The organism is Herbaspirillum sp. (assembly GCF_035644555.1).
In the GTDB taxonomy this organism is placed as follows: Bacteria; Pseudomonadota; Gammaproteobacteria; order Burkholderiales; family Burkholderiaceae_D; genus Herbaspirillum.
In genome coordinates this window covers 71,719-89,125 of record NZ_DASQOH010000052.1, presented here as the reverse complement: position 1 = coordinate 89,125, position 17,407 = coordinate 71,719, and the positions used below count along the sequence as shown (strand labels likewise).

The 17,407-nt window shown below is 63.3% G+C and carries 18 protein-coding genes and 1 tRNA gene; 10 read left to right on the top strand and 9 right to left on the bottom strand.

What is annotated here, in order from left to right:
* Window positions 1-57 precede the first annotated feature (57 nt).
* Window positions 58-408, bottom strand: a complete 351-nt coding sequence (locus VE092_RS14200; protein WP_324877760.1) for a hypothetical protein — start codon at window positions 406-408, stop codon at window positions 58-60.
* 148 nt (window positions 409-556) lie between these two features.
* On the opposite strand from VE092_RS14200, the gene VE092_RS14195 reads away from it, so the two are divergent.
* Window positions 557-946, top strand: a complete 390-nt coding sequence (locus tag VE092_RS14195; RefSeq protein WP_324877758.1) for a lysozyme inhibitor LprI family protein — start codon at window positions 557-559, stop codon at window positions 944-946.
* Window positions 947-1,025: 79 nt separating this feature from the next.
* The gene (locus VE092_RS14190; protein WP_006463554.1) at window positions 1,026-1,325 is read left to right on the top strand and encodes a PsiF family protein; all 300 of its coding nucleotides are present in this window, start codon (window positions 1,026-1,028) and stop codon (window positions 1,323-1,325) included.
* A gap of 127 nt (window positions 1,326-1,452) precedes the next feature.
* Here VE092_RS14190 and VE092_RS14185 read toward each other — a convergent pair whose 3' ends face one another.
* Window positions 1,453-2,112: a LysE family transporter gene (locus VE092_RS14185; RefSeq protein ID WP_006463555.1), complete on the bottom strand. Its 660-nt coding sequence runs from the start codon at window positions 2,110-2,112 to the stop codon at window positions 1,453-1,455.
* A 205-nt stretch (window positions 2,113-2,317) separates the two neighbouring features.
* On the opposite strand from VE092_RS14185, the gene VE092_RS14180 reads away from it, so the two are divergent.
* Window positions 2,318-2,587, top strand: coding sequence for a hypothetical protein (locus VE092_RS14180; protein ID WP_324877755.1), 270 nt, complete (start codon window positions 2,318-2,320; stop codon window positions 2,585-2,587).
* 79 nt (window positions 2,588-2,666) lie between these two features.
* Window positions 2,667-2,918, top strand: coding sequence for a hypothetical protein (locus tag VE092_RS14175; protein WP_324877753.1), 252 nt, complete (start codon window positions 2,667-2,669; stop codon window positions 2,916-2,918).
* A gap of 140 nt (window positions 2,919-3,058) precedes the next feature.
* Here VE092_RS14175 and tilS read toward each other — a convergent pair whose 3' ends face one another.
* From tilS to cysS, 4 genes are all read right to left on the bottom strand, one after another.
* Entirely contained in the window at window positions 3,059-4,477 is a 1,419-nt protein-coding gene (tilS, locus tag VE092_RS14170) for a tRNA lysidine(34) synthetase TilS (RefSeq protein WP_324877751.1), read from the bottom strand.
* Between the two features lie 82 nt (window positions 4,478-4,559).
* Entirely contained in the window at window positions 4,560-5,540 is a 981-nt protein-coding gene (locus VE092_RS14165; RefSeq protein ID WP_006463559.1) for an acetyl-CoA carboxylase carboxyltransferase subunit alpha, read from the bottom strand.
* A gap of 146 nt (window positions 5,541-5,686) precedes the next feature.
* Entirely contained in the window at window positions 5,687-6,346 is a 660-nt protein-coding gene (locus VE092_RS14160) for a DNA-3-methyladenine glycosylase (protein ID WP_324877749.1), read from the bottom strand.
* A gap of 1 nt (window position 6,347) precedes the next feature.
* Window positions 6,348-7,739 (bottom strand): cysteine--tRNA ligase, encoded by a 1,392-nt coding sequence (cysS, locus tag VE092_RS14155; RefSeq protein WP_324877747.1) that lies wholly within the window; start codon window positions 7,737-7,739, stop codon window positions 6,348-6,350.
* Between the two features lie 235 nt (window positions 7,740-7,974).
* On the opposite strand from cysS, the gene VE092_RS14150 reads away from it, so the two are divergent.
* From VE092_RS14150 to VE092_RS14130, 5 genes are all read left to right on the top strand, one after another.
* Window positions 7,975-9,486 (top strand): YybH family protein, encoded by a 1,512-nt coding sequence (locus tag VE092_RS14150; protein ID WP_324877744.1) that lies wholly within the window; start codon window positions 7,975-7,977, stop codon window positions 9,484-9,486.
* 36 nt (window positions 9,487-9,522) lie between these two features.
* Window positions 9,523-10,740 (top strand): L,D-transpeptidase, encoded by a 1,218-nt coding sequence (locus tag VE092_RS14145; protein WP_324878027.1) that lies wholly within the window; start codon window positions 9,523-9,525, stop codon window positions 10,738-10,740.
* The gene (locus tag VE092_RS14140) at window positions 10,737-11,306 is read left to right on the top strand and encodes a peptidylprolyl isomerase (RefSeq protein WP_324877742.1); all 570 of its coding nucleotides are present in this window, start codon (window positions 10,737-10,739) and stop codon (window positions 11,304-11,306) included. Before VE092_RS14145 ends, VE092_RS14140 begins: the two co-directional genes overlap by 4 nt.
* A gap of 82 nt (window positions 11,307-11,388) precedes the next feature.
* Window positions 11,389-11,877: a peptidylprolyl isomerase gene (locus tag VE092_RS14135; protein WP_077238520.1), complete on the top strand. Its 489-nt coding sequence runs from the start codon at window positions 11,389-11,391 to the stop codon at window positions 11,875-11,877.
* A 23-nt stretch (window positions 11,878-11,900) separates the two neighbouring features.
* The gene (locus VE092_RS14130; protein WP_324877739.1) at window positions 11,901-12,692 is read left to right on the top strand and encodes a UDP-2,3-diacylglucosamine diphosphatase; all 792 of its coding nucleotides are present in this window, start codon (window positions 11,901-11,903) and stop codon (window positions 12,690-12,692) included.
* Window positions 12,693-12,760: 68 nt separating this feature from the next.
* Here VE092_RS14130 and cysE read toward each other — a convergent pair whose 3' ends face one another.
* The 3 genes from cysE to rnr all read right to left on the bottom strand — a co-directional run bounded on the left by cysE (window position 12,761) and on the right by rnr (window position 16,959).
* Window positions 12,761-13,513 (bottom strand): serine O-acetyltransferase, encoded by a 753-nt coding sequence (gene cysE, locus VE092_RS14125; protein ID WP_324877737.1) that lies wholly within the window; start codon window positions 13,511-13,513, stop codon window positions 12,761-12,763.
* Window positions 13,514-13,608: 95 nt separating this feature from the next.
* Complete coding sequence (gene rlmB / locus VE092_RS14120) at window positions 13,609-14,346, bottom strand: 23S rRNA (guanosine(2251)-2'-O)-methyltransferase RlmB (protein ID WP_324877735.1); 738 nt, start codon at window positions 14,344-14,346, stop codon at window positions 13,609-13,611.
* A gap of 90 nt (window positions 14,347-14,436) precedes the next feature.
* Window positions 14,437-16,959, bottom strand: a complete 2,523-nt coding sequence (gene rnr, locus VE092_RS14115) for a ribonuclease R (RefSeq protein ID WP_324877733.1) — start codon at window positions 16,957-16,959, stop codon at window positions 14,437-14,439.
* 220 nt (window positions 16,960-17,179) lie between these two features.
* Between rnr and VE092_RS14110 the strand changes: the two genes are divergently transcribed.
* Window positions 17,180-17,264: transfer RNA gene (locus VE092_RS14110), tRNA-Leu, on the top strand.
* Window positions 17,265-17,407: the final 143 nt, after the last annotated feature.

Here is a 17,407-nt window from a genome sequence, read left to right as displayed (position 1 = left end):
ACCAGGAGGAAGTGAAAGAAAAGGCGAATCGGAATACAAGATCAGCCAGCAACGCGCTCAACGCACCCAGAGCGCCACCAGCCCCACGGCCAGCAGCACGCAACCGGCGGTCAACATCCGCAGACGCGAGCGCATGCGGTCCATGGTGGCGACCAGTTGCGCATTCTGCTCGGCCAGGGTGTTGATCAACTGGCTGGCTTCCAGCTGTTCGGCCTCCAGCTGCCGGATGCGCTGGGCGAACAGTTCGGCATCGCTGGCCGCCGGCATGGCCTCCTGTGCCTCCACCGCCGACTTGGCCTTGCGGGTGCGCGACCACAGATCACGTGCGCCCTTGACGATGCCCGGGGTGGCCTGGACCACATCGCCCCAGGGAATCAACTTGATGGCAGACAACCAGCTCAATCCCATGTGTTTCTCCTTGGTCGGCAGGGTCGGATACGGCTTGTTGCAATTTCGTTGCACGCCTGGGAGAACCGTGACCCTGCACTGTCTTCTAAGACAGGCAAAATGCAATTCTATCCCGAGCATCCGCTAACCATGACGGAGTTTCCTGACGATGAAAGCCCCCCTGCCCCTGCTGGGCGCCCTGCTGTTCCTGTGCGCCGGCGCCAGCTACGCCGCCGATTGCAGCAAGGCCGCCACCCAGGCCGAAATGAATGCCTGCGCCTCGCAGACCCTGACCCAGAACGACAGCGACCTCAATGCCACCTATCTGGCCTACCGCGAGAAGCTGAACAAGGCCCAGCAGAACCAGCTGCGCGAAGTGCAACTGGCCTGGCTGAAATACCGCGACCTGTCCTGCCGGTTCGAGAGCTCCGCCAGCGCCGGCGGCTCGGCAGCCTCGCTGGCCCTGCAGACCTGCCTGGCCGACAAGACCCGGCAGCGCGCCGATGAGCTCAAGGCCCTGGCCGGCTGCCAGGAGGGTGACCTGAACTGCGTACGCTAGGCAGTCGCAAACTTTCATGCTGTAATGCTCCCGTCTGAATTTTCAGACAGACGAATCCACACTGCCCAGGGAGTATTCAATGAAAAAATTGCTCATCGCCATCACCTCTTTCGCACTGGCCGCCCCGCTGCTGGTGGCAAGTCCCGCCATGGCGGAAAACGCCCAGCAGAACAAGATGAAGCAATGTAATGCGGACGCCACCGCTGCCGGCAAGAAAGGAGACGACCGCAAGGCCTTCATGTCGTCCTGCCTGAAGAAGGAGCAGCCCAAACCGGCCACCCAGCAGGACAAGATGAAGCAGTGCAACGCCGACGCTGCCGGCAAGAAGGGCGACGAGCGCAAGGCCTTCATGTCGTCGTGTTTGAAAAAGGACAAATGAAGCTGAAGTGAAGGAAAAGGCAGGCGCAGGCCATTCCATCGGCCTCACCGGCCTGCCCGGATGAAAAAAACCCGCAAGTTTGTGACTTGCGGGTTTTTTGTTGGGCGCGTGGGCCTGCGCCCGTGGTTCAGTGCTGGGTGCGCTTGAAGAAGAACAGTCCCGCGCCCACCAGCATCAGCACGCCACCGAAGAAACGGTTCTGCGCCTTGATCGCCTTCTGGCTGCGGAAGAAGCGCTGCAGGCGGCTGGCCGCGAACGCGTAGCCATGCATCACCACCAGGTCCACCACCACCATGGTCACCGCCAGCACCAGCAGTTGCAGCCACAGGGGACGCTGGTGGTCGATGAACTGCGGCAGCACGGCCACCATGAAGACGATGCCCTTGGGATTGGTGGCATTGGTCAGGAAACCGGTCATGCAGCGCTGCCACCAGAGCTGGCCACGATTGGCGCGGGCGGCGGCATTGGCCGCGTCCAGCGCTTCGCCCTGCTGCTCGGTCGGCACCGGCGCGCGCCATTGCGAAAAACCGAGATAGATCAGATACAGCGCACCGGCCACCTTGATGACGTTGAAGGCGGTTTCGGAGGCCACCAGCAGCGAACCGACGCCAGCCCCGGCGATGACCAGGATCACCACCAGCGCGATCTCCAGCCCGAGGATGGTGGCGCTGGTGCGGCGCACGCCGTAATTGAGACCGTGGCTCATGGACAGGACCGCGCCCGAACCGGGCGAGATGGCGATGACGCATGCAGCGGCGAAGAAGGTGAACCAGGTCTGGTAGTCCATGAGGCGCTCGGTGAGGCAAAAAGTGAAGATGCTCATTATAAGCAAAGCCGCAACGATTGCTTACAAATCCACGATGAATTGAAACACTTTGACGTCGTCCTGCACGTCGGCGGCTCGTTATAGGAAGCAAGGCGCAAGGAAATGAGGAAGCGATTACGCAGAATCAAGCGCCGAGCGTAACAACCACTTTCTAAAGGAAATTGCCATGAAAACCCAATCCGTCATCGTCGCTTCCCTGCTGACCGCGCTGGCCCTGCCGGTGTTTGCCCAGACCGGCGCCACCGCACCTGCCACTGCCGCGCCAGCCGCGACCACGGCCGCACCGGCCAAGGCGGAAGCAGGCAAGACCGAGAGCGCTGCCAAGACCAAGTCGACCCATCACGCCAAGCACAAGAAAGCCGAAAAGAAGATGGAGAAGAAGGGCAGCGGCGGCAGCGAAGCCAAGCCGGCCACCGACGCTGCGAAGACCAAGTAATCCTGCAGGCCACCGTACCACCGATCACTGATACACAACACACCTGAACCGATTTACGTCTCCTTGAAAGGACACCATCATGAACACCAAGACCATCATCGTTGCCTCCCTGTTGTCGGCCCTGACCCTGCCCGTGTTTGCCCAGACCGGCGCCGCAGCAGCACCGGCCGCCGCACCGGCCAAGACCGAAGCCGCCAAGACCGAAGCTGCGCCCAAGGCCAAGCATCACGTCAAGCACAAGAAGTCGGAAAAGAAGGCCGAAGCCAAGACTGAAAAGAAGGAAGCCACCGGCGAGCAAGCCAAGCCGGCCACCGACGGCGCCAAGAAGTAAGCCGTCCGCAAGGAGCAGGACCGGGCGCGGTTCGTCTTCGGCCACGCCCACCCATGTCAGGGATGACAGGGATGCCGCACCCTCGCCAGAGGCCAGGGTGCGGTATTTTTTATATTGTTTAGATCATTGGAACCAAGGATTCAGTCAGGCTGCCAGCGCAAAGCGATGCGTTCGCCCTGCGTGACGAAACGACTGCAGTCCATGCCGATGCCGGCAGCCAGGAGCAAGGTGTCGCCGGCCCACACCAGCGGCAGGTAAGGTCGCTCCCAGGCCGGGACATCGGCGCTCTGGTATTGCTGCTTGAGGCTGCGCGCCGGCCGGTTGTGCGCCAGCCTGACACGCTCGCCACCACTGCGACCGCAGATCAGCAGGGATTGCGACTGCAGCCAGGCCGGATCGAAGCCGCCCCGGCCATCGGCGTCAGCCTCGGTACCTGAGATAGGCTCGAAATGCAGCGTGCCGTAGAAGGCCGGCACATGCACCTGGGCCTGGCCTTGCCAGCGCAATTGCAGGGACTCGCCCTCTTCCGGCGGCCTGCGGCGCGGGGCCAGGAAGACGCGGTCGCGATAGCGGTGCACCTCGCCATCGGGATGCGAGACACACAGTTGCGCTTCGATGTCGGCCTGCAGCAGTTGACTGCGCATCTCCTGCATCCAGGCCGCCGAGGGCATGCGCATGCCGCGCAGCGCAAACCAGTGGCGCATCAGGTTGAGGAAGCGCTGCTCGCTCAACTGGCGCAGCGCCGGCATGCGCAGGTGATCGTCCTGCCGACATTGCTCCAGGTCCGCCTGGGCCACTTCACGCAGCAATTCCTGCGCGCCCTGGGCATGGCCCGCAGCCCGCGCCAGTCGCTGCTGGTAGCCGGGAAAGACCTGCCCCAGCGCCGGCATGACCTGATGACGCAAGGCATTGCGGGCGTAGCGCGGATCACGGTTGGATTCATCCTCGATCCAGGTCAGCGACAGCGCCAGCGCGACGCTCTCCAGTTGCGCCCGCGTCACGCCCAGCAAGGGCCGCGCCATCTGGGTATCCGCATCGCCCAGCAAGGCTGGCGCAGCATTGCAGCGATCCATGCCGGACAGACCGGCCAGGCCGCTGCCGCGCAGCAGTTGCAGCAGCACGGTTTCGGCCTGGTCGTCGAGGTGATGCGCGGTCAGCAGCAGGCGCGCGCCCTGCTGGCGACACAAGCGCCCCAGGGCGGCATAGCGCGCCAGGCGCGCCGCTTCTTCCACGCCGCTGTCGGCGACCTGCTGCAGTTGTACCCGTTCGGCCTGGAAGACCAGACCGCGCGCGTCGCAAAAGCCCTGTGCGTGGTCCAGCCAGGCGTCCGCATGAGGGCTGAGCCCATGATGGACGTGCAAGGCCACCAGCCTGCCACCCGCCTGCTGCGCCCAATGCGCGGCCACCTGCAGCAGCACGGTGGAATCCAGCCCTGCGCTGTAGGCCACGGCCAGGGTGTCGCGACGGGCGTCGAAGCCGGCCAGCGCCAGCGTGGCCTGCAGGGCTTGCATCAGGCTGGCCAGGGTCTTGTCGTGGGAGGCGGAAGGATGATCGGACATGGGAAACGCGGCGGCTGAAAAGACAAACGCCAGCGAAGCAATCGCTGGCGCCTGAACGTAGGAAGCGGAAACGGTGGGGAAATTATTCCGCCGAATTCAATTCCTTGAACTTGCCGTAGGCCATCAGCTTTTCGTGACGGGCGGCCAGCAGGTCCTTGGTCTTCATGCCCTGGAACTGGCGCAGCGAATCCGACAGGGCACGCTTGAGCAGGCCGGCCATCTGCTTGGGGTCGCGATGGGCGCCGCCCAGCGGTTCGTTGACGATCTTGTCGATCAGGCCGATGGCCTTGAGGCGATGGGCGGTCAGGCCCAGTGCCTCGGCGGCGTCGGCAGCGCGGTCGGCGGTCTTCCACAGGATGGAAGCGCAGCCTTCCGGCGAGATCACCGAATAGGTCGCATATTGCAGCATCAGCACCTGGTCGCCCACGGCGATGGCCAGCGCGCCGCCGGAACCACCTTCACCGATGATGGTGGCGATCAGCGGCACCTTCAGCTCGGCCATCACGTACAGGTTGTGGCCGATGGCTTCGGACTGACCGCGCTCTTCGGCATCGATGCCGGGGAAGGCACCGGGGGTATCGACGAAGGTGAAGATGGGCAGGCCGAACTTCTCGGCGACCTTCATCAGGCGCATGGCCTTGCGATAGCCTTCGGGCTTGGGCATGCCGAAGTTGCGCATGGCGCGTTCCTTGGTGTCGCGCCCCTTCTGGTGGCCGATCACCATGCAGGCCTGGCCATTGAAACGGGCCAGACCGCCGACGATGGACTGGTCGTCAGCGAAGGTGCGGTCGCCGTGCAGTTCGTGGAAGTCGGTGAAGATTTCGCGCACGTAGTCCATGGTGTAGGGACGTTGCGGATGACGCGCGATCTGCGACACCTGCCAGGGGGTCAGCTTGGCGTAGATGTCCTTGGTCAGTTGCTGGCTTTTCTTGACCAGGCGTTCGATCTCTTCAGAGATGTCGACGGCCGAGTCGTCCTGCACAAAACGCAACTCTTCGATCTTGGCATCCAGCTCGGCGATGGCCTGCTCGAAGCCCAGAAAAGTCGTTGTCGATTTACTCATTGTGTTCCTTTTCAACAAGTCCGATCATCGGCGGGAGGCCGCCCCGGCGGGGGTTGCGGCGCGATGGTCCAGATGGATCGGTTTGCCTTAAATCTTGAGAGGAGCGGAGTATACACCAGAGGCCTCCGCGCCCTCTTCCCCTTGGATCAATAATCGGATGGCAGCGGATCCAGGCTGCGCCACAGATACCAGGTGGCCACGGTGCGCCACGGTTCCCAGTTCGCGGCGACTTCGCGCGCATCGCTGCGCGAGACAGGCTCGCCCGAGAAATAACTGACGCTGATGCCCTTGAGCAATCCCAGGTCATCCAGCGGCAGCACGTTCGGGCGCAGCAGATTAAATATCAAAAACATCTCGGCTGTCCAGCGGCCAATCCCGCGGATCTGGATCATCTCGGCAATGACGGCTTCGTCTTCCATCTCCGTCCATTTGTCGGGATGTACCGTCTTGGCCTTGAAGTGGGCCGCCAGATCGAGAATATATTCAGCCTTGCGCTTGGACAGGCCGCAGGCAGCGAGCGCCTCGGGGCCGCTACGGATCACCTGGCCCGGCGTGCAGCGCGGGCAGGCTTCCAGGAAGCGCTGCCAGACCGCATTGGCGGCCTTGGTCGAAATCTGCTGGCCGATCACCGAACGTGCCAGCGTGGTGAAGGCGTCGCCGCGCACTGTCAATTGCAGGTCCCCGAACTGCGGGATGAGCTTGCGCATGATGCGGTCACGCTTCATCAGCTCGGCCTTGGCCTCTTCCCAGTAGGCCGGGACGATCAGGCTGGGATCGAGCTCGCTGGCTTTTCGGTTGGTATTCAAATCAAGCTCTCCGCCATTCGGTCAGGCCGCCCGGTTTGTCTTCCAGAATGATGCCGGCCTCGGTCAGCTCGGCACGGATGCGGTCGGCTTCGGCAAAGTTCTTGCCTGCCTTGGCCGCCTTGCGGGCGTCGATCAGGGCTGCAATGGCCGCTTCGTCCAGGCCACCGGCTGCGCTGACACCGCCCTTGAGGTATTCGCCCGGCGCGCGCTGCAGCAGGCCAAGGACGCCGGCCAGCGCCTTCAACTGGCGCGCCTGCGCCGGCGAGCGGCTGCGATTGACCTCGTTGGCCAGCTCGAACAGCACCGAGATCGCCACAGGAGTGTTGAAGTCGTCATTGAGGGCATCGGCGAAGCGCTGGGCGTGGGCTTCGTCGGCGACCAGGCCGCCGGCCTCGGGCGGCACATCCTTCAAGGCGGTATACAGACGGGTCAAGGCCTGGCGGGCGTCGTCCAGGTGCGCATCCGAATAATTGAGCGGGCTGCGATAGTGCGCGCGCAGGATGAAGAAGCGCAGCACTTCCGGGTCGTATTGCTTCAGGACGTCGCGGATGGTGAAGAAATTGCCGAGCGACTTCGACATCTTTTCGTTGTCGATGCGCACGAAGCCGTTGTGCATCCAGTAATTGACGAAGGTGTGCTGGTGCGCGCCTTCGGACTGGGCGATTTCATTTTCGTGGTGGGGGAACTGCAGGTCCTGACCGCCGCCGTGGATATCGAAATGGTCACCCAGCAGGTCGCTGGACATGGCCGAGCACTCGATGTGCCAGCCCGGACGGCCACAGCCCCAGGGCGAATCCCACTTGGCCTCGTCGGGCTCGGTCGGCTTGGCGGCCTTCCACAGCACGAAGTCCAGCGGGTCGCGCTTGCCGGTGTTGACATCGACGCGCTCGCCGGCGCGCAGATCGTCCAGCGACTTGCCGGAGAGCTTGCCGTAGCCGGGAAAGTCGCGCACCGAGTAATTGACATCGCCATCGCTGGCCTTGTAGGCCAGGCCGTTCTTTTCCAGCTTGCCGATCAGGTCCAGCATCTGCGGCACGTACTGGGTGGCGCGCGGCTCGTGATCGGGGCGCTGCACGCCCAGGGCGCCGGCATCCTCGTTCATGGCGTCGATGAAGCGATGGGTCAGCTGGCTGATGGTTTCGCCGTTTTCCAGGGCGCGCTTGATGATCTTGTCATCGATGTCGGTGATGTTGCGCACATAGGTCACGTCGTAACCGGAGGCGCGCAGCCAGCGCTGCACCATGTCGAACACCACCAGCACCCGTGCATGGCCGATATGGCAGTAGTCATAGACGGTCATGCCGCACACGTACAAGCGCACCTTGCCGGGTTCGATCGGGGAAAAGGTCTGCTTATCACGCGCTAGCGTGTTGTAAATCTTGAGCTCGCTCATGGGATGGGAATTCTAGGTTTGGCGGTACCGCAGTAGGCGCCGGGTTCATGCTTTTTTGCGTGGGGTTCGTGCCGCCAAAGGACTCGGCACAGGAACGCCCCTGCCTGGGGATCATTGTTCTAGCAGCAGTTGCAACATGAACGGGTCACGGCAGCCAAACCTCTTTTTGTCGTACTTGTTTGATATAAAATGCCAGCTTTCTTCGAATTTCTTCGAGTATAGCATCGATAAAACCATGGCCCCAGAATCACAAGAACAGACATCCATTCATGGTTTGCGCGGTTTGATCAGCAAGACTGCCCACCGGACGGCAGTGTTGTCCAGCCTGGTGGCCGCCCTGTTCGGGGTGCCTGCCAGCCATGCGCATGCCAGTGAAATGTCTGACATCAACAAGCTGATGCGGGCAGGGCAATATGCCGAAGCGCTGACCAGGACCGATGCCGTACTGGCGAAACACCCGCGCGATGCGCAACTGCGTTTTACGAAGGGCCTGATCTTAGCAGAACAAAACCGTTCTGCCGAGGCCATCGCGGTGTTCAGCAAGCTGACCGAAGACTTCCCGGACCTGCCTGAGCCGTACAACAACCTGGCCGTGCTGTATGCTGCCGACGGCCAGTACGACAAGGCCCGTTCAGCGCTGGACATGGCCATGCGCACCAACCCGACCTATGCCACGGCGCTGGAAAACCTGGGCGACGTCTATGCCAAGCTGGCCAGCCAGGCCTATGACAAGGCGCTGCAGATCGATCCGGGCGCCAACGTGCCGCAACCCAAGCTGACGCTCTTGCGCTCGCTCAACGGCAATACCACCGGTGGCACCGTGCCGCGTCTGGCCTCGGCTGCCACCGCCCAGCGCGAAGCCAAGGCCAAGGCCGATGCCAGCGCGGCTGAACAGCAGCAGCGCGCCAAGGCCCTGGCGGCCGAAAAGGCAGCCCAGCAGGCTGCCGCCGACAAGGCAGAAGTCGAGAAGACCGCCATCGCCAAGGCCACCGCCGACAAGGAAAAGGCGCAGGCAGACAAGGCCGCAGCGGACAAGGCGGCCGCCGACAAGGCTGCTTCCGACAAGGCGGCGGCGGAAAAAGCTGCCGCTGACAAGGCCGCTGCCGACAAGGCGCGCTCCGACAAGGCGCGTGCCGAGCAGTTGGCCACCGAGCAGGCGCGCGCCCAAAAGGCCGCCGCCGACAAGGCTGCCGCCGAGCAGAAGCAGGCCGAACTGCTGGCCCAGAAGGAAAAGGACAAGGCCGACAGGCTGGCCAAGGAACAGGCCGCCCGCGCCGAGAAGGAAAAAGCCGCCCAGGCAGCCGCCGAGAAGGCGCGTGCCGACAAGCTGGCCGCCGCCGAAAAGGCCAAGGCCGACAAGGCCCGCGCCGACAAGGACAAGGCCAAGGCCGAAGCCAGCGCCGAACAGGAAAAGTCAGCGGTACTGGCGGCCCTGAACGGCTGGGCCAAGTCGTGGAGCGACAAGGATGTGCGCGGCTACCTGGGCCACTACGCCAGCGACTTCGACACCCCCAAGGGCGCATCCCGCAAGGAATGGGCCGAAGAACGCCGCGCCCGCATCGAGGACAAGGGCCGCATCAGCGTCAAGGTCAGCAATGCCACGGTCAGCATCAATGGCAACACCGCCACCGTGCGCTATCGCCAGATATATAATTCTGATCGGCTGACGGTGGACAGCCGCAAGACCCTGATCTTCGTCAAACAGGGCAATCGATGGCTGATCAAACAGGAACGATCGGGAGGGTAATTGGTGGCTAGCGCTTTGCAAGGGCGTTCCATGCGCATGCTGGGACGCCTGCTGATGTTGTGTCTGGCAGCTCTGCCTTCGATGGGCAGCGTGGCCTCTTCTTCTTCGATTCCGCCGCAGAGCAGTCCACCCGGCAGCCCGGCGGCCAAGCCTGATCCGGAAGCCTTGCTCATCGACATCTACAAGGATCTCGGCGCCAATCGCCTGCGCGAAGCCCAGGACAAGGCCGACGCCCTGGTGGCGGCCTATCCGACCTTCCGCCTGGGGCATCTGGTGCGCGGCGACCTGCTGCTCATGCATGCACGCCCGGTGCGCAACTTCGGCGCCATGGCCGATGGCCCGGCCGACAAGCTCAAGGAACTGCGCGACGAGGCCATGGTGCGCATCCGCTCGCTACAGGAAAAACCGGACCCGCAACTGATCCCCAAGGCCGTGCTGCAGGTCGGCGAAGACCAGAAGAACGTGCTGGTGGTCGACACCACCCGCTCACGCCTGTACGTCTACGAGAATCAGGGCGGCGAACTGAAATACCAGACCGACTACTATGTCTCGCAGGGCCGCTTCGGCGCCAACAAGACCAAGTCCGGCGACCAGCGCACCCCCATCGGCGTGTACTACGTCAACAACCGCATCCCCGGCCCCAAGCTGCCCGATTTCTATGGCACTGGCGCCCTGCCCCTGTCCTACCCCAATGAATGGGATAAGCGCAATGGCCGCAGCGGCTATGGCATCTGGCTGCACGGCACGCCCTCGGACAATTTCAGCCGTCCGCCGCTGTCCTCCGATGGCTGCGTGGTGCTGGCCAATCCCGACCTGCAGAATCTGTATTCCACCGCCGAGGTCGGCAAGACCGTGGTGGTGATCAGCCAGCACGTGCAGTTCGTGGACAAGGGGGAATGGGCCAGGCAGCGTGACGCCGCCAGCGCCATGCTGGAAGACTGGGGCCAGTCGCTGGAAAATGCGGATGCCGACAAGGTCCTGTCGTACTATTCCCCCGAATTCCGCTCGGCCCAGGGCGAAAACCTGAGCACCTGGTTCGGCCGCCAGCAGAAGAGCCTGAACGGCGCGCGCTATACCAGTGTCAAACTGCGCGATGTCAGCCTGTTCCGCTATCCCGGCACACCGGAAGACATGATCGTCAGCACCTTCACCCAGGAGAGTGCCGTCGGCAAGAGCAAGAACGCGATCCGCAAGCGCCAGTACTGGGTGCGTGAGGGGTCGCAATGGAAAATCATTTACGAAGGCAACGCATGATCATTTCTCGTCGTCACCTGCTGCGCATGGCAGCAGCCCTGTCCCTGTCGGCTACGCTGGCCTCCCCCGTGCTGGCCGCTGACGCGCCCCGCGTACTGCTGAAAACCAGCATGGGCGACATCACCGTCGAGCTGAACCCGGAAAAAGCCCCGGTCTCGGTCGACAACTTCCTGAAGTACGTCAAGAAGGGCCAGTACAACGGCACGGTGTTTCACCGCGTCATCAACGGCTTCATGATCCAGGGCGGCGGCATGGACCAGAACCTGCGCGAAAAGCCCACCGATGCCCCCATCAAGAACGAGGCCAATAACGGTTTGAAGAACGAGGTTTATACTATCGCCATGGCGCGCACCTCGGCACCGCACTCGGCCACCGCGCAATTCTTCATCAACGTCGCCAACAACCGCTTCCTGGACTATCCGGGCCAGGATGGTTGGGGTTATGCGGTGTTCGGCAAGGTGATCGCCGGCACCGACGTGGTCGACAAGATCAAGAAGGTGCGCACCGGCGGCGGTGATGTCCCGACCACTCCGGTGGTGATCGAATCGGCCAGCATCGTCAAGTAGGTCTGAACCGCACCGGCATGCCAGGCGGGCCAGCGTTGCCCGCCTCGTTTTTTTATTTTTACCCTCAAGCAAAGGATTCAACATGGCAGTTCTGCTCACCACCAACCACGGCAACATCAAGATCGAACTGGACGCGGAAAAAGCGCCGAAGACCGTTGAAAACTTCCTGGCTTACGTCAATGCAGGTCACTACAACGGCACCATCTTCCACCGCGTCATCGACGGTTTCATGATCCAGGGCGGCGGCTTCGAACCCGGCATGAAGCAGAAGGAAACCAAAGAACCCATCGAGAACGAAGCCAAGAATGGCCTCAAGAACGAGCCCTACACCCTGGCCATGGCCCGCACCGCCGCCCCGCACTCGGCCTCGGCGCAGTTCTTCATCAACGTCAAGAACAACAGCTTCCTGGATTTCCCGGGCCAGGACGGTTGGGGCTACTGCGTCTTCGGCAAGGTCGTCGAAGGCACTGAAGTGGTCGACAAGATCAAGGGCGTCAAGACCACCCGCTCCGGCATGTTCGCCGACGTCCCGGCGGAAGACGTGGTGATCGAGAAGGCCGAAGTGGTCTGAGCCAGACCCTCTTCACCCCGACCATGACTGATTTCCAGTTCATGCAGAAAGCGCAACCGACGGTTGCGCTTTTTGTTTCCGACCTCCATCTGCAAGCTTCCCTGCCGCGTACCACGGCGGCCTTCCTGTCCTTCCTGCAACACCAGGCGAGGCGCACGCAACAGCTCTACCTGCTGGGCGACATCTTCGAATACTGGGCCGGCGACGATGACCTGGTCACGCCCTACAACCGGCAGATCGCCGATGCCCTCAAGGCCGTGCAGGAGCATGGCGTGCAACTGTTCTGGATGGCCGGCAACCGTGATTTCCTGGTGGGCCAGGGCTTTGCGGAAGCCGCAGGGATGACCCTGCTGGACGACCCGACGGTGGTCACCCTGGCCGGTCGCCGCCTGGCGCTGGCGCACGGCGACGCCCAGTGTACGGACGACCTGGCCTACATGGCCTTCCGCGCCCAGGTGCGGCAGCCGGCCTACCAGCAGCAGTTCCTGGCGATGCCACTGGCGCAGCGCAAGGCCATCATCGAAGGCATCCGCAAGAACAGCCAGGATGCCAACCAGAGCAAGGAAATGGCCATCATGGATGTGAATGCCGATGCCATCGCCGCGCTCTTCACGCAGACTGAAAGCGACGTGCTCATCCACGGCCATACGCACCGCCCTGCCCTGCATCGTCTGGACGATGGTGAGCCCCCCAGGCTGCGCTACGTCCTGCCGGACTGGGAATACGACGTCGAGACGCCGCGCGGTGGCTGGATCAGCCTGAGCGCCGACGGCGTGCTGCACCGGCATGATGCCCAGGGCGACGAGATCTCCTGAACCACCGCTCCCCTGCCCTGCCTCCCACCGCAGCCGGCATGATCCCGGCTGCGGACTCCGACCTCACTTCAATCGACCAGCCGGTTCAACTGGGCGGCGTCGAAGTGCGTTGTTTCTTCCAGTCGTCGACACCCTATGCCCGCACTCTTCAAGGCGGCCAGCACCACCTCGAGCTGCTGCTCCTGCGCCGCCACCTGGTTGATCAGGCCATGCAGCGCCTTGGACAGCGGATCGTCGCCATTGGGCATGACGCCATAGGCCGCAAACAGCCGGGCTGCCGCCTGGTCGCGCTCGACCGGCCCTGGATTACGCTCGACGATGCGCGCCGGGTTGCCAACCGCCGTGGCGCCGGCCGGTACTTCCTTGGTCACCACCGCATTGGAGCCGACCTTGGCGCCGTCGCCCACCGTAAATCCGCCCAGGACCTTGGCACCGGCACCGATGATGACACCGCGTCCCAGGGTGGGATGGCGCTTGGCACCCTTGGACAGCGAGGTACCGCCCAGGGTCACGCCCTGGTAGATGGTGGAATCGTCACCGACCACAGCGGTCTCGCCGATGACCACGCCCATGCCGTGGTCGATGAAGACACGGCGGCCGATGGTGGCGCCGGGATGGATCTCGATACCGGTGAACGTGCGCCCCAGCTGCGAGATGAAGCGTCCCAGCCACTTCAGGTCGGCCTGCCAGCAGGCCTTGGCCCAGCGATGCAGGATCACCGCATGCAGGCCGGGATAACAGGTCAGCACCTCCCAGCTATTGCGGGCGGCGGGGTCGCGCTCACGGATGCTGGCGATGTCTTCTCTGAGTCGGCTGAACATGATGACCTTCCTGGAACGTTGAACAAAAAGTGGAACGACAAAAAAAATCGCCGGACACGCAGTCCGGCGATGCTGTCATGCGGAGATGACCGGACTTATCTGGGCAAGCGCTGACGTCGCGCCTCGTACAGACACACGCCCGATGCCACCGACACGTTCAGGCTCTCGACCGAACCGAACATGGGGATGTTGACCAGCACGTCGCAGGTCTCGCGGGTCAGGCGACGCATGCCCTCGCCTTCGGAACCCATGACCAGCGCGGTGGGGCCGGTGAAGTCACCCTCGTACAAGCCCTTCTCGGCATCGTCGGAGGTACCGATGATCCAGACGCCGCGCTCCTTCAGGTCGCGCATGGTGCGCGCCAGGTTGGTGACGGTGATGTAGGGCACGGTATCGGAGGCGCCGCTGGAGACCTTCATGGCCGTGGCGTTGAGGCCCACGGCGCGATCCTTGGGGGCGATCACGGCGTGCGCGCCGGCACCATCGGCCACGCGCAGGCAGGCACCCAGGTTGTGCGGATCGGTGATGCCATCAAGGATCAGCAGCAGCGGCGGACCGACCACGGCGTCCAGCAGTTCGTCCAGGGTGCGTGCCAGCGACAGTGCCGCGGCCTTGGCCACCACGCCCTGGTGACGGCGCGTACCGACCATGGCAGCGAGGCGCTGGTCGTCGGCCTGGATGATGCGCACATTGGCTTCCTTGGCCGCATGCAGCAAGTCCAGCATGCGGCGGTCGCGGCGCTCGGCATCCACGTAGATCTCGTCCACCGAGGAAGCCTCGTGGCGGATGCGGGAGGTCACGGCATGGAAGCCGAAAATCATTTTGCTCTTCATAGATCCTGCTTGTGTCTTTCGTCTTGCGGTCAAATCATTCCATCAAACCCGCACGCAGGCTGCCTGGGCAGCTGGCGGCCGGGGACATGCTCATCGCTTCTTCTTGCCGCCCTTGTTGAAACCCTTGGCGGCAGCACGCTTGCGGTCGGCTTCGCCAGCGCGGGCGTGGCTGGCGCCGGTCTTGGCCTGGGCGCCACCCTTGGCCCCCTTGCCCTTGGCGGCCACGGCGGCCGGCTTGGGCGCGGCGCCCTTCTTGGCACGGGGTGCCGGTTGGCCGGCGTCACCGCCGGCGGCGTTCCTGGCCGATCCTGACTTGCCGCGCGCGGCACTTTCGGCGCGCTTGGCTTCGTTCTTGATCAGGGTGCGGATGCCCGGTTCGTTGACCAGCGACAGATCGATCTTGCGTGCATCCAGGTCGACCCGGCTGACCTGCACGGTCACGCGATCGGTCAGCTGGTAGCGGATGCCGGTGCGTTCGCCGCGCAGTTCGTGGCGCGCTTCGTCGTACTGGAAGTAGTCTGCCCCCAGTTCGGTGACGTGCACCAGGCCTTCAATATAAAGCGCATCGAGCTGCACGAAGATGCCGAAGGTGGCCACGCCGGCGATGGTGCCGGTGAATTCCTCGCCCAGCTTGTCGCGGATGAAGTAGCACTTCAGCCATGCTTCCACGTCACGCGAGGCCTCGTCGGCGCGACGTTCATTGGCCGAACAGTGCAGGCCCAGCGCTTCCCAGATCGCCAGGGCGCTCTCGCCACGCGGCTTCTTGCCAGCGGCCTTGTCGGTGGCGCGCTGCAGTGCCTGCGCCTTGCGGGCGGCCGGCGAGATCGAGGTATTGAGTGCGCTGCTGTCGATACCCTTGGGCTCGTAGCGCTTGCCCTGCAGCACGGCCTTGATGGCACGATGGGTCAGCAGGTCGGGATAACGACGGATCGGACTGGTGAAGTGCGCGTAGGACTCGTAGGACAGGCCGAAGTGACCGATGTTGTCGGGGCTGTAGACCGCCTGCTGCATGGAGCGCAGCAGCATGGTCTGGATCAGGACCGCATCCGGACGCGCCTTGACCTTGGGCATCAGTTCCGCATAGTCGGACGCGCTGGGAGTGTCGCCCCCACCCAGGGTCAGGCCCACCTGCTTGAGGAAGGTCCGCAGCTGGGTCAGTTTTTCCTTGGTCGGGCCGGCGTGGATACGGTACAGCGCCGGATGATCGTGACGCTTCAACAGGTCGGCCGCGCAGACGTTGGCCGCCAGCATGCACTCCTCGATCAGGCGGTGCGCATCGTTGCGGGTGCGCGGCAGGATCTTCTCGATCTTGCCGGCGGCATTGCAGACGATGTAGGTCTCGGTGGTCTCGAAGTCGATGGCGCCACGCGCCTGGCGCGCCGTCAGCAGCGCCTGGAAGACTTCGTAGAGGTGCGTCAGGTGCGGCACCAGACCGATCCGGCGCGCCGCCTCCGGCCCCTTGGTATTGCCCAGGATCGAGGCCACTTCGGTGTAGGTCAGGCGGGCCGCCGAGTGGATCACGGCGGGATAGAACTGGTAGGCCTTGATCTCGCCCTTGGCAGTAATCACGGCGTCGCAGACCAGGGTCAGGCGATCGACGTCGGGGTTCAGCGAGCACAGGCCGTTGGAGAGCTTCTCCGGCAGCATCGGGATGACCCGGCGCGGGAAGTAGACCGACGTGCTGCGTTCCAGCGCGTCGGTATCCAGGGCATCGTTGGGCTTGACGTAGTGGCTGACGTCGGCGATCGCCACGATCAGGCGGTAACCCTTGGTGCGACCGATCTTGACCGGTTCGCAATAGACCGCGTCATCGAAGTCGCGGGCATCTTCACCGTCGATGGTGACCAGCGGGACATCGCGCAGATCGACCCTATCCTTCAGGTCGGCCGCCTTGACTTCGCTGGGCAGCTTGGCCGAGAGCTTCTTGGCCGCTTCGGAGAATTCGTGCGGTACGCCGTACTTGCGCACGGCGATTTCGATTTCCATGCCGGGGTCGTCGATGTCGCCGAGGATTTCGACGATCTTGCCCACCGGCTGGGTATAGCGTGACGGATGCTCGGTCAGTTCGACGCTGACCACCTGCCCCGCCTTGGCCTTGCCCGGCGAGCCGGCCAGCAGCACGTCATGGCCGATGCGCTTGTCTTCGGGGGCGACCACCCAGACGCCGTTCTCGTTGAGCAGACGACCGATCACGTGGCTGTTGGCGCGCTCCACCACTTCGACGATGGTCCCTTCCGGACGGCCGCGACGGTCGGTGCCGACGATGCGGGCCTGGACGCGGTCCCCGTGCATGACCTTCTGCATTTCCTTCTCGGGCAGGAACAGGTCAGCGCTGCCATCATCGGGCAGCAGGAAACCGAAGCCATCACGGTGGCTGGAAACGCGGCCCAGGATGAAGTCGGGTGAATGGGTCAGTTTGTAATGACCGGCGCGATCCGGCTTGATTTGGCCGTCACGCTCCATGGCGTTGAGGCGGCGCGTCAGGCCATCCATTTCTTCAGGCTTGACGCCAAGCGCGGCTGCCAGTGCGGCAGCGTTTTGCGCGCCGGACGAAGTGCGCAGGATGCCGAGGATCTCTTCCCGGCTGGGAATGGAATAGGGAAATTGGCTCAAAAGTTTCGTTTCGCGCAATTGTTATAAAGGCCGGGGCAAGCTTCGCCCGGACGATGGAAGCCCCTAGTGTAACGGAGTTGCTGCCATTTACCTAACCGCAATACGGGGAAAGGCGGGGGTCTGGAATTCGTATTACAACGAAAAAACATCGTTGCGACCCAAAAAAGTATTGACAGCATCTGCAGACCATCTATAATCACGGTCTTCGCTTTACAGCGCAGCCCACGTGGCGGAATTGGTAGACGCGCATGGTTCAGGTCCATGTGCCGCGAGGTGTGGGGGTTCGAGTCCCTCCGTGGGCACCAAAACATAAAAGGTCGAATGATGAAAATCATTCGGCCTTTTGCGTTTTGGGGACCACGAGCAAAGCGCCTGCGCGCTTTGCGGGAGGGACGAGAAAGTCCTGCCTTGCAAGGCAGGACGGGGCCGCGGGACGTGACCGCGTGCC

Bases quoted from the DNA above. Each gene is read 5' to 3' on its own strand.
- VE092_RS14175 (WP_324877753.1), top strand. From the start codon at position 2,667: ATGAACACCAAGACCATCATCGTTGCCTCCCTGTTGTCGGCCCTGACC.
- cysS (WP_324877747.1), bottom strand. From the start codon at position 7,739: ATGAGCGAGCTCAAGATTTACAACACGCTAGCGCGTGATAAGCAGACC.
- VE092_RS14190 (WP_006463554.1), top strand. From the start codon at position 1,026: ATGAAAAAATTGCTCATCGCCATCACCTCTTTCGCACTGGCCGCCCCG.
- tilS (WP_324877751.1), bottom strand. From the start codon at position 4,477: ATGTCCGATCATCCTTCCGCCTCCCACGACAAGACCCTGGCCAGCCTG.
- VE092_RS14165 (WP_006463559.1), bottom strand. From the start codon at position 5,540: ATGAGTAAATCGACAACGACTTTTCTGGGCTTCGAGCAGGCCATCGCC.
- VE092_RS14195 (WP_324877758.1), top strand. From the start codon at position 557: ATGAAAGCCCCCCTGCCCCTGCTGGGCGCCCTGCTGTTCCTGTGCGCC.
- VE092_RS14150 (WP_324877744.1), top strand. From the start codon at position 7,975: ATGGCCCCAGAATCACAAGAACAGACATCCATTCATGGTTTGCGCGGT.
- rlmB (WP_324877735.1), bottom strand. From the start codon at position 14,346: ATGAAGAGCAAAATGATTTTCGGCTTCCATGCCGTGACCTCCCGCATC.
- VE092_RS14140 (WP_324877742.1), top strand. From the start codon at position 10,737: ATGATCATTTCTCGTCGTCACCTGCTGCGCATGGCAGCAGCCCTGTCC.
- VE092_RS14130 (WP_324877739.1), top strand. From the start codon at position 11,901: ATGACTGATTTCCAGTTCATGCAGAAAGCGCAACCGACGGTTGCGCTT.
- VE092_RS14180 (WP_324877755.1), top strand. From the start codon at position 2,318: ATGAAAACCCAATCCGTCATCGTCGCTTCCCTGCTGACCGCGCTGGCC.
- VE092_RS14185 (WP_006463555.1), bottom strand. From the start codon at position 2,112: ATGGACTACCAGACCTGGTTCACCTTCTTCGCCGCTGCATGCGTCATC.
- cysE (WP_324877737.1), bottom strand. From the start codon at position 13,513: ATGTTCAGCCGACTCAGAGAAGACATCGCCAGCATCCGTGAGCGCGAC.
- VE092_RS14135 (WP_077238520.1), top strand. From the start codon at position 11,389: ATGGCAGTTCTGCTCACCACCAACCACGGCAACATCAAGATCGAACTG.
- VE092_RS14200 (WP_324877760.1), bottom strand. From the start codon at position 408: ATGGGATTGAGCTGGTTGTCTGCCATCAAGTTGATTCCCTGGGGCGAT.
- VE092_RS14145 (WP_324878027.1), top strand. From the start codon at position 9,523: ATGCTGGGACGCCTGCTGATGTTGTGTCTGGCAGCTCTGCCTTCGATG.